Genomic DNA, 14,140 nt, shown 5'->3' with positions numbered 1-14,140 from the left:
AATAAATATATAACTTATGTAATTCAATTTTAAAGGATATTTATTTACATGAATTCTTTTGTTAAAGAAATAAAATCAATTAATATTGAAGAAGAATTAAAAAATTCTTATTTAGATTATGCAATGTCTGTTATTGTGGGAAGAGCATTACCAGACGTAAGAGATGGATTAAAACCAGTACATAGGCGTATATTATATGCTATGTATATTTTAGGAAATACATGGAATAAATCTTATAAAAAATCTGCAAGAATAGTAGGTGATGTTATCGGTAAATATCATCCTCATGGAGATAATGCAGTTTATGATACAATTGTTAGATTAGCTCAATCATTTTCATTAAGATATACTTTAATAAAAGGACAAGGAAATTTTGGTTCTATTGATGGAGATTCGGCTGCAGCTATGCGTTATACTGAAATTAAAATGACGAAGATAGCTCAAGAAATAATTAATGATTTAGAAAAAAATACAGTTAATTTTTTACCTAATTATGATGGTACAGAAAAAATTCCTGAAATAATGCCTACCAAAATACCTAATTTATTAATTAATGGTTCTTCCGGTATAGCTGTTGGTATGACAACAAATATTCCTCCTCATAATATTACTGAAGTAATTAATGCTTGTTTAGCATATATTAAAAATAGTACTATTACTGTAAAAGAATTAATGAATTATATTCCCGGTCCAGATTTTCCTACAGCTGGAATTATATATGGTATTGATGGTATTGAAAATGCATATGAGACAGGAAAAGGAAAAATTTTTATTCGTGGAAGAAATAAAATTGTTAAAAATAAAAAAAATAATTATAAAACAATTATAATTTATGAACTTCCTTATCAAGTAAATAAAGCTAAATTAATAGAAAAAATAGCTAATTTAATAAAAGAAAAAAAAATTAAAGGAATTAAAACTTTAAGAGATGAATCAGATAAAGATGGAATAAGAATTATAATTCAAATAAAAAAAGATATATCAACAAATGTTATTTTAAATAATTTATATTCATTAACATCATTACAAATTTCTTTTAGTATAAAAATGGTCTCCTTATTTAAGGGAGAACCGACAGTAATGTCTTTAAAAAATATTATCAAAGCATTTATTTCTCATCGTCGTGAAATTGTTACAAAAAGAACTGTTTATGAAATAAAAAAAGCTCGTAATAAAGCTCATATATTAGAAGGTTTAATAGTCGCATTATTAAATATAGAAAAAATTATTAAAATTATACGTTCTTCTAAAATTACAGAAAATATAAGAAATAAAATATATTCAAAATCTTGGAAAATTTCAAATAAATTACAAACATTTAATTTAGAAAAAAATAAAATATTAAATATTGATTTAATAAATTCTAATTTAACAAAATTTAATGATAATTATAATTTTAGTTATAAACAAATTAAAGCTATTTTAGAACTTAAATTAAATAAATTAACTAATTTAGAATATAAAAAATTATACATAGAATATCAATATTTGATAAATAAAATTTCAAAACTAATTAAAATAATTAATAATTATAAATATTTAATGAAGGTAATATATAATGAATTAATCTTAATAAAAAAAGAATTTGGAGATAAAAGAAAAACAAAAATTATTTTAAATAATAATTCCATAATTAGAACAAAAGATTTAATTAATGATGAAAAAGTAATTATTACATTATCTTATCAAGGATATATAAAATATCAAAAAATTACTGAATATAATATACAACATAGAGGAGGAAAAGGTAAATTAGCTATTAAATTAAAAGAAAATGATATTATTTCTAAAATTTTAGTAGCATATACTCGTGATAATATCTTATGTTTTTCTAATAAAGGACGTTTGTATTGGTTAAAAGTATATAATATTCCAGAAGCAAGTAGATATGCGAAAGGAAGACCTATTGTAAATATTATACCTTTAAAAAATAATGAAATTATTACAAATTTTCTTATAGTTAATATTTATACAAAAAATACAAATTTATTTATGGTTACTTTACAAGGAAATGTAAAAAAAACTAATTTAACTAAATTTAGTAACCCAAGACGTAATGGAATTATTGCAATAAAATTAAAAAAAAATGATAGTTTAATAGGAGTATCTTTAATTAATAAAAATGATAAAATTATGTTATTTTCTACTTTAGGTAAAGTAGTAACATTTAATGAATATCAAGTTAGATCTATGGGAAGAAATACAATAGGTGTAAAAGGAATTAAAATATCTAATAAAAAAAAAGATAGTGTTATTTCATTAACAACCATTGAAAATAAATTTGAATATAATATTTTTACTCTTACAGAAAATGGATATGGTAAATGTACTAATAATAAATTTTTTCCAATAAAATCAAGGGCTACAAAAGGAGTTATTTCAATGAAAATTAATTCAAAAAATGGGAAAATTATAGGATCATTAAAAGTAACAAAAAATGATCAAATTATTATAATAACAAATATGGGAACTTTAATTCGTATTAACATGTCTGAAATTTGTATTATTGGACGTAATACTAAAGGTGTAATTATAATAAATACAAAACTTAATGAAAAAGTTATTGGGTTACAAAAAATTTAATAATAATTTTTATAAAATTATTATATAAAAATATATTTTTTAAAAATTATTTATTATTTAATACCTGAAATATTTTTAAATTCATTTACTTTATTAAGTTTTTCCCATGAAAAAATATTTCTTCCAAAATGACCATAAGAAGCAGTTTTTTTATATATAGGTTTTAAAAGATCTAACATTTTTATTAAATTAAATGGTCTTAAATCAAATATTTCTTTAATAAAAAAAACTAATTTATCATCAGGTACCTTACCAGTACCAAATGTATTTACCATTATTGATATTGGATTAGAAATTCCGATAATATATGCAATTTGTATTTCACAACGTGATGCTAAAGATGAAGCAACTATATTTTTTGCTATATAACGAGCTGCATATGCAGCCGATCTATCTACCTTAGATGGATCTTTACCAGAAAAAGCTCCTCCTCCGTGTCTAGCCATACCACCATAAGTATCTACAATAATTTTTCTTCCTGTTAAACCACAATCACTTATGGGGCCTCCAATAATAAAACGTCCAGATGGGTTAATAAAAAATTTAGTTTTTTTATTAATCCATATTTTAGGTAATACTGGTTTAATAATTTCTTCCATAATAGCTTCTTGTAATTTTTTATATGGTATATTTTTTGATAGCTGAGTAGATAAAACTACAGAATCTATATAAATAATTTTATTATTTTTATATTTAAAAGTAATTTGGCTTTTTGCATCTGGTTCTAACCATGATATAATTTTTTTTTTTCTAATTTTTGCTTGTTGATATACTAATTTATGAGCATATGTAATAGGCGCTGGCATTAATACATCAGTTTCATTTGTTGCATAACCAAATACAAAACCTTGATCTCCTGCTCCTTGATTATATTTATTTAAATTAGTTATTCCTTTCTTGATATCTTTTGATTGTTTACTTATAATATTTAATATTGTACATGTATTTGCATCAAAACCTTTTTTAGGATTGGTATATCCAATTTCTTTTATAGTATTTCTAGTAATAATTTCTATATTTATTTTAGCTTTGGTAGTTATTTCACCACCAATTAATACCATGTTATTTTTAATGTATGTTTCACATGCTACACGTGAAGTTATATCTTGTTTAATTATATTATCTAATATAGCGTCAGAAATTTGATCTGCTATTTTATCTGGGTGTCCTTCTGATACAGATTCTGAAGTAAATAAATATTCTGTCATTAATACCCTCATTATATAATTACTATAAAAAAAATATTATATATTAATATTATATATATTTTTTAACAAAAATATATAAAAATTATAAATTTATAATAAATAGATTTTAAAACATTTTAAGTATATATTTCTTTATATAAATAATATTTTTATAAAAATAATTTTTTAAAAAAAATTTTAGGAGTAATTTAAACTATGCTTTCCAAAAGAGATCTTGCTAATGCTATCCGATTTCTAAGTATAGATGCTATACAAAATTCTAATTCTGGGCATCCTGGCGGACCTATGGGTATGGCAGATATAGCAGAAGTACTTTGGCGTAATCATTTAAATCATAATCCTAATAATCCTAAATGGATAAATCGTGATAGATTTATATTATCAAATGGACATTGTTCAATGTTAATTTATAGTTTATTACATTTAACTGGTTATAATATAACAATATCGGATTTAAAAAATTTTAGAAAATTACATTCTAAAACTCCTGGACATCCGGAATTTGGATGTACTCCAGGTATTGAAACTAGTACTGGTCCTTTAGGACAAGGATTAGCTAATGCTGTCGGTATGGCTATTGCTGAAAAAACTCTAGCTGCACAATTCAATAGACCAAATTATAATATAATTAATCATTATACTTATGTTTTTGTTGGTGATGGATGTTTAATGGAAGGAATTTCTCATGAAGTATGTTCTCTAGCGGGAACACTAAAACTAAAAAAATTGATAGTTTTCTATGATAATAATGGAATATCTATTGATGGGAATATTAAGGGATGGTGTAATGATGATACTAAAAAAAGATTTGAATCTTATCAATGGAATGTTATATCTAATATAGATGGACATAATTTTGAAAATATAGATACAGCGATTAAAAAAGCAAAATCTTTAAAAGAAAGTAAACCAACTTTATTAATTTGTAATACAACAATTGCTTTTGGATCGCCAAATAAATCAGGAAAAAATATTGCACATGGATCTCCTTTAGGTATAAAAGAAATTATTTTAACAAAAAAACAATTAAATTGGAATTATAAACCTTTTGAAATTCCTTCATCTATTTATAAAAAATGGAATGCAAAAAATAAAGGTAATATAAAAGAATTAAAATGGAAAGATAATTTTAAAAATTATTCTCTTATATTTCCTAAATTAGCTAAAGAATTAGAAAGAAGATTAAATAATATTCTTCCTAATAATTGGAATTATGAAACATATAAACTTATTAATAAAATAAATAAAAATTTTACAAATTTATCAACAAGAGAATCATCTCAATATATATTAAACAAATATTCTAAATTATTACCAGAATTATTAGGAGGTTCTGCTGATTTATCTATTAGTAATTTAACTATATTAAAAAATTCTAAACCAATTAATAAAATTAAAAATGGAAATTATATTTATTATGGAGTAAGAGAATTTGGGATGACTGCAATTGCAAATGGAATAGCTTTATATTGTGGTTTTATTACTTATACTGCTACTTTTTTAGTTTTTTCAGATTATTGTCGTAATGCTATAAGAATGGCTTCTTTAATGAAAATTAGAAATATAATGATCTATACACATGATTCAATCGGTATTGGTGAAGATGGACCGACACATCAACCAATAGAACAATTAACTAGTTTAAGATTAATTCCAAATATAAGTATTTGGCGTCCATGTGATAAAATTGAAACAGCTATAGCTTGGAAAAAAGCTATAGAAAATATAAATAATCCTACTATTTTAGTTTTATCCAGACAGAATTTACCTACACAAGAAAGAAATAAAAATAAAATATCTTATATATCATATGGTGGATACATATTAAAAGATTGTTTAGATAAAAATCCTAAAATTATATTAATAGCTACTGGTTCTGAAGTTGCTTTAGCAATAGAAGTATATAAAAAATTATCTATTTTAAAATATAAAATTAGAATTGTTTCTATGCCATCTACTGATGTTTTTGATAAGCAAACACAAAAATATAAAAATCATGTATTACCAAATAATGTTAAATATAAAATAGCCATTGAAGCTGGATCAAAAAATTATTGGTATAAATATGTTGGTCTAGATGGTGATATTATTGGAATTAATGATTTTGGATATTCAGCACCTGCTAATGAATTATTTAATAAATTTGGTTTTACTGTACAAAATATTATTTTAAAAATAAAAAAAATTCTTAGTTAATTTTATTAAATTATTTTTTAATTTAAATTATAGGATAAATTTATTTATGTTAAGTATTTTAAATATTGATATTAAAAATAAAATTTTATTAATTAGATCTGATTTTAATGTTCCAATAGATTTAAAAGGTAATATTAATTCTGATATTAGAATTAAATTATCATTACCTACTATTAGATATGCTTTAAAAAAAGGAGCTAAAATTATTTTAGCTTCTCATTTAGGTAGACCTATTGAAGGACACTATAATTCTTTATATTCATTAAAAAATATTGCTATTTATTTAGAAAAAATTTTATCTTATAAAGTAGTTTTAAAAAAAAATTATTTAAACGGAATTAGTTTAAAAAAAAATACAATAACTCTTTTAGAAAATGTACGTTTTAATATTGGTGAAAAAAATAATAATAAAGAATTATCTAAAAAATATGCTTCTTTATGCGATATATTTGTAATGGATGCATTTGCTACATCACATCGCATGCATTCATCTACTTATGGAATTATGAATTTTACTAAACAATATTGTGCTGGATTATTATTAATTAATGAAATAAAAAATCTAAAAAAATTTTTAAAAAATCCTAAAAAACCAATAATATCTATTATTGGTGGTTCTAAAATATCTACTAAATTTAATATTTTAAAAAAACTAGCAGAATTATCCGATAAAGTAATAGTTGGAGGAGGTATAGCAAATACTATTTTATCATTAAATAATAATATTGGTAGTTCATTATATGAACCAAATAGTGTTTTTTTAGCTCAAAAAATAGTAAAAAAATATAATAATCTTATTATCCCAGTTGATTGTCGAGTAGGTATTTCATTTTCTGATGATTCTCCAGTAAAAATGAAAAAAGTAAATAAAATATTAAGAAATGAAAAAATTCTTGATATAGGAGATAAAACAATTAACCTAATAAAAAATGAATTAAAAAAAGCAAAAACTATATTATGGAATGGTCCTGTTGGAGTATTTGAGTTTAAAAAATTTAGAAAAGGAACTGAAGCAATAATTAATGCTATTATTAAAAATAATATTTTTTCAATTGTAGGTGGAGGAGATACTTTATCTGCTATAGAGTTATTTAATGTTTTTGATAAAATTTCCTATATTTCTACAGGTGGAGGTGCTTTTTTAAAATATATTGAAGGTAATCAATTACCTGTTATATCAAAATTAGAAAATAATTTACTAAAAAATTATATTTAAAAATTAAAATAATAACAATAATTATATTTAAAATATAAAAAAAATAATAAGGTAAAATATACATTATGCCCAAAATTTTAAATTATATAAAACCTGGTGTCGTTGTTGGTAATGATGTGCAAACTATTTTTAAAATAGCAAAAAAACATAATTTTGCATTACCAGCAATTAATTGTATTGGTACAGATTCTATTAATGTAGTTTTAGAAACTGCAGCTAAAGTAAAATCTCCAGTTATTATTCAATTTTCCAATGCAGGTTCTGCTTTTATTGCAGGAAAAGGATTACAAATTATTAATAATAAATTAGCTTCTATAATTGGAGCTATATCTGGAGCAAAACATGTTCATCAAATTGCTAAATATTATGGTATACCAGTAATTTTACATACTGATCATTGTCCTAAAGATAAATTATCATGGATCGATAATTTATTAAATGAAAATGAAAAATATTTTCTAAAACATAAAAAACCTTTATTTTCATCTCATATGATAGATTTATCTACTGAATCAGTTATAGATAATGTTAAAATATGTAGTCAATATTTAAAAAGAATGTCAAAAATGAATATGACATTAGAAATAGAATTAGGATGTACAGGAGGAGAAGAAGATGGTATAAATAATAGTAATTTAACTAGAAAATTATTATATACTGATCCTTATGATGTTAATTATGCTTATGAAAAATTAAAATTAATTAGTTCTCAATTTATTATTGCAGCATCTTTTGGAAATGTACATGGAGTATACCAAAAAGGTAATGTACAATTATTACCAAAAATTTTAAGAGATTCACAAAATTTTATTTGTAAAAAAAATAATCTTACTAAAAATCCTATAAATTTTGTATTTCATGGTGGTTCTGGATCTTCATTATCTGAAATTAAAGAATCTATAAAATATGGTGTCATAAAAATGAATATTGATACAGATATTCAATGGGCAACATGGAAAGGTATATTTAAATATTTTAAAAAAAATAAAAAATTTTTACTAAAACAGTTAGGAAATCCTAATGGTTTAAATAAACCTAATAAAGAATATTACGATCCAAGATCGTGGATTAGAGCATCTCAAATTTCAATAAAAAAAAAATTAGAGAAAATTTTTAAAGAATTAAATGCAATTAATACATTATAAAAAATTTTAATTATAAAAAAAAATATAATTTATTTTATAAAATGGATTATTAAAATATGAGTAAATTTACTAGTGTATTAGATTTTATAAAATTATGGATTATAAATAATAAAATTTTTATTTTTTATCAATTTGAACATTTTTTTTTAGCAGGTATGATTTTATTTTTTGGATTATGGGGTGTGAAAATTATTACTAAAACCATAAAAAATATTTTTACTATTAGAAATATAGATCCAATAACAATTGGTTTTCTTTCTAATATTTTAAAATATAGTTTAACAATATTTGTAATAGTTAGTGCATTAAGTAGTATTGGATTACAAACATCATCTATTTTTGCAGCATTTGGTACTATAGGATTAGTAGTCGGTTTAGCTTGGCAAAGTGCATTAGCAAATTTAGCATCAGGATTATTAATCATTACTTTTCGGATTTTTAAAGTAGGAGACTATATTAATATAGGTAATGTTACCGGTAAAATAACTAATGTGGAAATTTTTTGTACTCTTTTTAAAACATTTGATGGAACTATTATATCTGTACCTAATGGTAAAATTTTAACAGAAAATATAATAAATTTTTCTAAAGCAAATGAATATCGTAATAAAATTACTTTAGGTGTTTCACGTAATTTAATACAAGAAGACATTAATATTATAAAAAAAATATTATTAGATACAATTTCAATAAATAATAAAATAATAAAAAATTCTATTGTAAATGTTATTATTGATGAAATTACTAATAATTCTATTAATTTTACTATTTTTTTTTGGATCAATGATTTTCGAAATAAAAAAGAAATTTGTTCAGACTTAATCAATATTTTAAAAAATAATTTAGAATTATATAAAAAATCTTGTGTATTATGGATACATAATGACTAAACTAAGATTAGTTTTATTTAAAAAAATACACGGTGCGAACGGGATTTGAACCCGTGACCCCCGGCGTGACAGGCCGGTATTCTAACCAACTGAACTATCGCACCATAATATTTTTGCATTATATGTTATAAATTATTAATTATCAATATTTTTTATTTACTTTTTATTTTAACCATAAACAAAATCCACATTTTTTTTTAATTAACTTTAATTGTAATTTATGTAATTCTAATTCTTTATTAGAAGCGTATATGATTAAAAATTTTTTTTCTATTTGTTTTTTATAAAAAAATGGTAATTTTATATCAATATTATTATTTTTAATTTTTAATAATTCTAATTTAAATGTATTTTGTTTAGTAGTCATAAATAAAAAAATTTTTGCTAAAAATTTTGCATCTAATAATGCTCCATGTAAATGACGTTTACTATTATCTAAATTAAATCTAGAACATAAAGAATTCAATGAATTTCTTTTTCCAGGAAAAAGATTTCTAGCTATTTTTAATGTATCTTTAATTTTACAAATACTTTCAATTTTAGGTAGATTATTTTTTAATAATGATAATTCATAGTTTAAAAAATTAATATCAAATTGTGCATTATGAATAATTAATTCTGATCCTGTTATATAATTTAAAAATTTATTCACAATATCAGAAAAAATAGGTTTGTCAAATAAAAATTTATTAGAAATACCATGGATATTAAAAGCATCTTGACTTATAATTTGTTTAGGATTTAAATATGTATGAAAGTTATTATTAGTTATATTACGATTAATAATTTCCACTATTCCTATTTCTATTATACGATGTCCTAAATAATATGGTGGAGAAAAATTCATACCTGTAGTTTCCGTATCTAAAACTACTTGACGTATATCAATTTTTTTCATATTTGTTTATATAAATAAAATAAATTTTAAAAAAAAAGAAGTTTTATGTATAAAAATATAAATATTTTTACAGATGGTTCTTGTATATATAATCCTGGTCCTGGAGGTTGTGCAGCCATTTTACAATATAATAAATATGAAAAAATTTTAACTCAAGGTTTTTTTTTAACTACTAATAATAGAATGGAATTAATGGCATCTATTATTGCATTTGAATCTTTAAAAGAAAGTTGTAAAATTTATATATCTACTGATAGTAGATATTTAAAAGAAGGTATTACGAAATGGATATATTTTTGGAAAAAATTTAATTGGATTCGTAATAATAAAAAAATAGTAAAAAATATTGATTTATGGAAAAGATTAGATTCAGCTTTATTAAAACATAATGTTAATTGGAATTGGATAAAAGGACATTCATATCATAAGATGAATAATAAATGTGATGAATTGGCTCGTTTTTCAGCAAAAAATCCTATAAATAATGATTTAGGATATATAACAATAAAAAAATAGATATTTTAAAATATAAAAAAGTATAAAAATTATTTTATGTTTAAATAATTTTTAGAAATAAAAAATATTTGTTAAATTAAAATAAAATTCTAATTTTAATGAAAATTATAAAATTAAACTTTAAATAAGATTTTTTATAAAAATTTTAAGTTTTTCTAAAAAAAGGTATAAAGCATGCTAGACAATAATCGTTTAAGAATAGCTATGCAAAAATCTGGTCGTTTAAGTAATGAATCTAGTAAATTATTAAAAAAATGTGGTCTTAAAATTAATTTAAATCAACAACGTTTAATAGCTTTTACTGAAAATATGCCAATTGATATATTAAGAGTACGTGATGATGATATTCCAGGATTAATAATGGAAGAAGTTGTTGATTTAGGAATTATTGGAAAAAATGTTTTAGAAGAAGAAGTTTTAACTCGTTTATCTAAAGGAGAAAAAGCAAACTATTTAACTTTACGTAAATTAGATTTTGGTATATGTAGATTATCGATAGCAATACCTATTAATAAAAAATATACAGGTTTACAATCTTTACAAAATTCTTGTATTGCAACATCTTATCCTAATATTTTAAAAAAATATCTTGATAAACATAATATTATATTTAAATCTTGTATGTTAAATGGTTCTGTTGAATTAGCACCTAGAGTAGGTTTATCAGATGCTATTTGTGATCTAGTATCAACAGGGTCTACATTGGAAGCAAATGGTATAAAAGAAGTAAAAGTTATTTATAATTCACAAGCATGTTTAATACAACGATGTGGTAAAATTAAAAAGATTAAACAAAAATTAATAAATAAATTATTAACTCGAATTAAAGGAGTTATAAAAGCTAGAGAATCAAAATATATAATGTTACATGCTCCTAATAAAAAATTAAAAGAAGTAATTGCATTATTACCAGGTGCTGAAAATCCTACTATTTTACCATTAGTTGGAGATAATAAAAAAGTAGCAATGCATATGGTAAGTAGTGAAACACTATTTTGGGAAACAATGGAAAAATTAAAATCATTAGGAGTAAGTTCTATTTTAGTTTTACCTATTGAAAAAATAATGGAGTAAAAATGACTATTATAAATAATCTTATATATTGGAATAATTATAATAAAATTCAAAAAAAAAAATTTTTATCTAGACCAATATTTTTAATAGATAAAAAAATTAAAAATGATGTAACAGATATTTTAAATAAAGTTAAAAAAAAAGGTGATAGTGCTTTAAAAAAATATAATTTATTATTTGATAAAATTAAAACTAATAAATTAAAAATAAATCAGGAAAAAATAAATAATTCAAAATTATATATAAAAAAAAATATTAAAGTTGCTATACAACAAGCATATAATAATATATATAAATTTCATAAATCTCAATTATTAAAAAAAAAAATAATTGAAATTATACCTGGTGTCTTTTGTCAACAAATTTATCGTCCTATATCTAAAATAGGATTATATATTCCTGGAGGTACATCATCATTATTTTCTACTGTATTAATGTTAGGAATACCTGCAAAATTAGCATTATGTCCAAATATTATATTATGTTCTCCACCTCCTATATCTAATGAAATCTTATTTTCCGCATATTTATGTAATATAAAAAATATTTTTCAAATAGGAGGAGCTCAGGCTATAGCTGCAATGGCTTTTGGTACTGAATCAGTAAATAAAGTAAATAAAATTTTTGGTCCAGGAAATTTTTTTGTTACAGAAGCTAAAAGACAAGTTAATAATCAAAATGAAATTTTTTATAAAAATATTTCTATAGATATGCCAGCAGGCCCATCAGAATTAATGATTATAGCAGATAAATCAGCAAATTATAATTTTATTATAGCTGATTTATTATCACAAGCAGAACATGGAATTGATTCACAAGTATTTTTACTTACTCCTGAAGAAAAAATAGCAAAATTAGTTCAAAAAAAACTTTATAAAAAATTAAAAATATTACCTAAAGAAAAAATAGCAAAAAAATCTCTAAATAATAGTTATATTATAATAGTTAAAAATATTGAAGAATGTATAAAAATAGTTAATAAATATGCTCCCGAACATCTTATAATTCAATGTAAAAATTATCATAAAATTTTACCTAAAATTATTAATGCTGGATCCATTTTTTTAGGTAATTGGTCTCCTGAGTCAGCTGGAGATTATGCATCAGGAACTAATCACGTTTTACCAACTTACGGACATGCATTAACTTATTCTTGTTTAGGAGTATATGATTTTCAAAAAAAAATATCCGTACAGAAACTAACTAAACAAGGATTATTAAATATTTCTCATACAGTAGAAATTATGGCAAAATCAGAAAATTTGTTAGGTCATAGTAATGCTATTACTGTAAGAAAAAATTTTATTAATAATAATTTATTAAATATAAAAAAAAATATAAATAATATAGTTAGAAAAAATATTATTAATCTTAAACCATATCAATCAGCAAGGTCATTATATAATAATAATAATAATAATGATTCAATTTTATTAAATGCTAATGAATCTCCTATTATTTCTCTTTTTTCTTTAAATAAAAAAATATTTAACAAATATCCAGAACCACAATCTCAGGAATTAATTAATTTTTATAGTAAATACATAAATTTAAATTCTAAAAATATTTTAATTACTAGAGGAGCAGATGAAGGTATAGATATAATTATGCGTACTTTTTGTGATCCTAAAAAAGAAAAAATTTTATTTTGTCCTCCTACATATGATATGTATCGTGTTAATGCTGAAATATTAAATATTAAATATATTATGATTAACAGTTTGGATAATTGGGAATTAAATATAAATCTTATTAAAGAAAATCTTTATAATGTTAAAATAATATTTATTTGTCATCCAAATAATCCTACAGGTAATTGTTTAGATAAAAAAAATATAATAAAACTTTTAAAATTAGTATATTATAATATAATTGTTGTTATCGATGAAGCATATATTGAATTTTGTATAAATAAAACTCTAATTAATTTAATAAATAAATATAATAATTTAATTATAATAAGAACTTTATCAAAAGCATTTGGATTAGCTGGTTTACGTTGTGGTTTCATATTAACTAATAAAAAAATTATCAATATTTTACAAAAAGTTATAGCTCCTTATCCAATACCAGATCCTGTAATAGATATAGCAAAACAAGCTTTATATCCTAAAAATTTGATCATTATGAAAAAAAATGTAGAAATAATTATCGATAATAAAAAATGGTTAATTAATAATTTAAAAAAATGTAAAATTATAAAAAAAATATTTTATAGTGAAACAAATTTTATTTTAATTAAATTTTACAATTCTAATTATATTTTTAAAGAATTATATAAAAATAAAATAATTGTTAGAAATCAAAATCATGAAAAAAGATTAAATAATTGTTTAAGAATTACAATAGGAACATTTTATGAATGTAAAAAATTACTTTTTGAATTAAAAAAATTATCACATTAAGGTTTAATA

At 21.3% G+C, this 14,140-nt stretch carries 10 protein-coding genes, 1 tRNA gene and 1 pseudogene; 9 read left to right on the top strand and 3 right to left on the bottom strand.

Annotated features, from left to right (window positions below; genetic code table 11):
- The first annotated feature begins 48 nt into the window (after positions 1-48).
- On the top strand, positions 49-2,583 hold the full coding sequence (gyrA, locus tag GJT91_RS00655; RefSeq protein WP_168868339.1) for a DNA gyrase subunit A: 2,535 nt from the start codon (positions 49-51) through the stop codon (positions 2,581-2,583).
- 53 nt (positions 2,584-2,636) lie between these two features.
- On the opposite strand, the gene metK is transcribed toward gyrA, so the two are convergent.
- Positions 2,637-3,791, bottom strand: coding sequence for a methionine adenosyltransferase (metK, locus tag GJT91_RS00650; protein ID WP_168868338.1), 1,155 nt, complete (start codon positions 3,789-3,791; stop codon positions 2,637-2,639).
- Between the two features lie 195 nt (positions 3,792-3,986).
- Between metK and tkt the strand changes: the two genes are divergently transcribed.
- The 4 genes from tkt to GJT91_RS00630 all read left to right on the top strand — a co-directional run bounded on the left by tkt (position 3,987) and on the right by GJT91_RS00630 (position 9,238).
- Entirely contained in the window at positions 3,987-5,987 is a 2,001-nt protein-coding gene (gene tkt, locus GJT91_RS00645) for a transketolase (RefSeq protein ID WP_168868337.1), read from the top strand.
- Positions 5,988-6,033: 46 nt separating this feature from the next.
- Entirely contained in the window at positions 6,034-7,203 is a 1,170-nt protein-coding gene (locus GJT91_RS00640; protein WP_168868336.1) for a phosphoglycerate kinase, read from the top strand.
- Between the two features lie 65 nt (positions 7,204-7,268).
- Positions 7,269-8,348, top strand: a complete 1,080-nt coding sequence (fbaA, locus tag GJT91_RS00635; protein ID WP_168868335.1) for a class II fructose-bisphosphate aldolase — start codon at positions 7,269-7,271, stop codon at positions 8,346-8,348.
- Between the two features lie 56 nt (positions 8,349-8,404).
- Positions 8,405-9,238: a mechanosensitive ion channel domain-containing protein gene (locus GJT91_RS00630; protein WP_168868334.1), complete on the top strand. Its 834-nt coding sequence runs from the start codon at positions 8,405-8,407 to the stop codon at positions 9,236-9,238.
- A 30-nt stretch (positions 9,239-9,268) separates the two neighbouring features.
- On the opposite strand, the gene GJT91_RS00625 is transcribed toward GJT91_RS00630, so the two are convergent.
- Positions 9,269-9,342 (bottom strand) — tRNA-Asp (locus GJT91_RS00625).
- 59 nt (positions 9,343-9,401) lie between these two features.
- Positions 9,402-10,136 carry a DNA polymerase III subunit epsilon gene (gene dnaQ, locus GJT91_RS00620; protein WP_168868333.1) on the bottom strand — a complete coding sequence of 245 codons (735 nt, stop codon included), beginning with the start codon at positions 10,134-10,136 and terminating at the stop codon, positions 9,402-9,404.
- Between the two features lie 45 nt (positions 10,137-10,181).
- Between dnaQ and rnhA the strand changes: the two genes are divergently transcribed.
- The 4 genes and pseudogenes from rnhA to hisC all read left to right on the top strand — a co-directional run bounded on the left by rnhA (position 10,182) and on the right by hisC (position 14,131).
- The gene (rnhA, locus tag GJT91_RS00615; protein WP_168868332.1) at positions 10,182-10,652 is read left to right on the top strand and encodes a ribonuclease HI; all 471 of its coding nucleotides are present in this window, start codon (positions 10,182-10,184) and stop codon (positions 10,650-10,652) included.
- A 174-nt stretch (positions 10,653-10,826) separates the two neighbouring features.
- Positions 10,827-11,726 carry an ATP phosphoribosyltransferase gene (gene hisG, locus GJT91_RS00610; RefSeq protein WP_168868331.1) on the top strand — a complete coding sequence of 300 codons (900 nt, stop codon included), beginning with the start codon at positions 10,827-10,829 and terminating at the stop codon, positions 11,724-11,726.
- A 2-nt stretch (positions 11,727-11,728) separates the two neighbouring features.
- Positions 11,729-13,033: pseudogene (gene hisD, locus GJT91_RS02280) on the top strand (histidinol dehydrogenase); the annotation flags it as partial.
- Positions 13,010-14,131 (top strand): histidinol-phosphate transaminase, encoded by a 1,122-nt coding sequence (hisC, locus tag GJT91_RS02275; protein WP_246212912.1) that lies wholly within the window; start codon positions 13,010-13,012, stop codon positions 14,129-14,131. The pseudogene hisD and the gene hisC, both read left to right, overlap by 24 nt.
- Positions 14,132-14,140 lie beyond the last annotated feature (9 nt).

It is taken from the genome of Enterobacteriaceae endosymbiont of Donacia semicuprea, assembly GCF_012570535.1.
GTDB lineage: Bacteria > Pseudomonadota > Gammaproteobacteria > Enterobacterales > Enterobacteriaceae.
This window is presented reverse-complemented; position numbering and strand designations above follow the sequence as displayed.

Coding starts and splice junctions, on each gene's coding strand:
- gyrA (WP_168868339.1), top strand. CDS start 49: ATGAATTCTTTTGTTAAAGAAATAAAATCAATTAATATTGAAGAAGAA.
- metK (WP_168868338.1), bottom strand. CDS start 3,791: ATGACAGAATATTTATTTACTTCAGAATCTGTATCAGAAGGACACCCA.
- tkt (WP_168868337.1), top strand. CDS start 3,987: ATGCTTTCCAAAAGAGATCTTGCTAATGCTATCCGATTTCTAAGTATA.
- GJT91_RS00640 (WP_168868336.1), top strand. CDS start 6,034: ATGTTAAGTATTTTAAATATTGATATTAAAAATAAAATTTTATTAATT.
- fbaA (WP_168868335.1), top strand. CDS start 7,269: ATGCCCAAAATTTTAAATTATATAAAACCTGGTGTCGTTGTTGGTAAT.
- GJT91_RS00630 (WP_168868334.1), top strand. CDS start 8,405: ATGAGTAAATTTACTAGTGTATTAGATTTTATAAAATTATGGATTATA.
- dnaQ (WP_168868333.1), bottom strand. CDS start 10,136: ATGAAAAAAATTGATATACGTCAAGTAGTTTTAGATACGGAAACTACA.
- rnhA (WP_168868332.1), top strand. CDS start 10,182: ATGTATAAAAATATAAATATTTTTACAGATGGTTCTTGTATATATAAT.
- hisG (WP_168868331.1), top strand. CDS start 10,827: ATGCTAGACAATAATCGTTTAAGAATAGCTATGCAAAAATCTGGTCGT.